2 protein-coding genes are annotated in these 1,867 nt (G+C 31.9%); both read right to left on the bottom strand.

Annotation, left to right across the window (positions count from 1 at the left end; translation table 11 throughout):
• Positions 1 to 196: 196 nt before the first annotated feature.
• The gene (locus tag CN514_RS12595) at positions 197 to 1,258 is read right to left on the bottom strand and encodes a DmpA family aminopeptidase (protein WP_098232890.1); all 1,062 of its coding nucleotides are present in this window, start codon (positions 1,256 to 1,258) and stop codon (positions 197 to 199) included.
• A 116-nt stretch (positions 1,259 to 1,374) separates the two neighbouring features.
• Entirely contained in the window at positions 1,375 to 1,524 is a 150-nt protein-coding gene (locus CN514_RS25710; RefSeq protein WP_176525890.1) for a hypothetical protein, read from the bottom strand.
• Positions 1,525 to 1,867 lie beyond the last annotated feature (343 nt).

Here is a 1,867-nt window from a genome sequence, read left to right as displayed (position 1 = left end):
ACCAATTTGATCAAAAGCAAAAAAACTAACACCTAAGCAAAATACAAGTGTAGAAACAAAAAATACAATTTTTTTCATAGTATCCTCCTAACTTAATGCTTGTCCATCTTTATTAAGAGTATTTTATGAAATTTATTTCATTATTAGAACTTTATAGAAGTCTTTTCTTTCTAGTTAGATTTTTGAATTCCATCCTCTATATTAAGTTAATATTGTATTTTTCTATTAAATCTTTAAAAGCTGGTCTTTCATTTCCATCTCTTCCAACGATATGTGTTGCTGTCACTAAGGAGTTTAAAACTGCTTCTTCTGTTGCTTCTCCTACTGCTCTAAATACGAGATCAATATCTTCTTCATGTATTGTCGGAACCGTAATGCAATGTGCTGTTTTTTCATGAGGTATTTTTGTTGCAGTTGAAAAGCCAATAACGACTTCACCGCTTCCCGTTGTAATAATTGAGCCCGTTCTTGATAAACCGGTAACTGTTCTTTTAATTATACGATTTAGCTGCCTTTCAGATACGGGAAGGTCCGTTGCAACAATCATAATGATTGAACCCTTATCTTGTTCGTCTCGTTCCTTTAAGATATGGTCTCGCAATTTTGCTCCAACAGGTTTTCCATTTACTTTTAAATCGCTTAAAATCCCAAAGTTAGATAAGACTAAAACACCCAATTTATATGTACCATGTTCCATCTGCATAACTCGCGAAGCTGTTCCAATCCCACCTTTTAATGAATAACAAAGCATTCCAGTTCCTGCTCCAACAGTTCCTTCTTTCACATCTGTAGAAGCGTTACTTAATGCCTGAAAAACGTGGTCTTTCGTAATAAATTTAGCTCGTACATCATTTAAAAGCATGTCATTACACTCGCAAATTACTGGGTTAACAGTTCCCGTCGTACGACCTATTTCTGGATTATGTTCTAACATATATTCAATTAAAGCATCTGCAGCTGTCCCAATGCTTAGCGTATTTGTTAAAATAATTGGCGTTTCGATTGTTCCTAACTCATTAATCTGAATCGTTCCCATCGATTTACCAAACCCATTAATGACATGAGATGACGCGATTAACTTATCCTTGAATAGATTACCTTGATGAGGAAATATTGCTGTAACACCAGTTTGGATGTCTTGATCGCTGATCGTTACATGACCTACTTTTACCCCTTCAACATCTGTAATCGAATTTAGTTTTCCAGTTTTCAGGTACCCAATATTCACACCGTAATCTCTAATTCTTTTTTGACTCATTAGATATTCCCCCAGTTCATATTTCCACAAGTTTAGTAGCATTTAATTAAGTGATTTTAATTTCTATACTATAAAAAGAAAAGCCCTTATTCAGAGCTTTTTTGTTAAAAAATATATCAGTTACTTTCCGTTATTTTCATTTTCCCTTGATTTTCTTTGACTTTTAAAGGGATATAAGTTAAAGAAATTAATGCTCCACTTATCATTAGTAAAACCATCAATGAAGTGACTATTAGTACGATTTTTTTTGAAAATACTTTCATCATAAGTTGATTTCCCCTTTAATGATTAATCTCTTACGAATTATTTTAACAGATAAATTAGAAAATTAGATACTTATTACTTTATAAAAATCTCAATCTCAATTACTCGCCAAGATCATCCTCAATCTAAAAATTCCTATGATTAACTAATAAGGAAATTATTACCATATAATAAAAATGAACTATCTCCATTTCCTAACATACCCTGTATTAACCTCGTTTTCTTGGTGGCATTGGCAAACAGGTACACATCACTTTTATCTTCATGGTAAAAGTGATTTTTAACTAAAATTTATAAAAAAAAACAAGGTAAAATTTTACCCAGTGCTTTATTAATCTTTTATTT

It is taken from the genome of Bacillus sp. AFS001701 (genome assembly GCF_002559405.1).
Classification (GTDB): Bacteria; Bacillota; Bacilli; order Bacillales; family Bacillaceae_G; genus Gottfriedia.
This window is presented reverse-complemented; position numbering and strand designations above follow the sequence as displayed.

Coding starts and splice junctions, on each gene's coding strand:
- CN514_RS12595 (WP_098232890.1), bottom strand. CDS start 1,258: ATGAGTCAAAAAAGAATTAGAGATTACGGTGTGAATATTGGGTACCTG.
- CN514_RS25710 (WP_176525890.1), bottom strand. CDS start 1,524: ATGATGAAAGTATTTTCAAAAAAAATCGTACTAATAGTCACTTCATTG.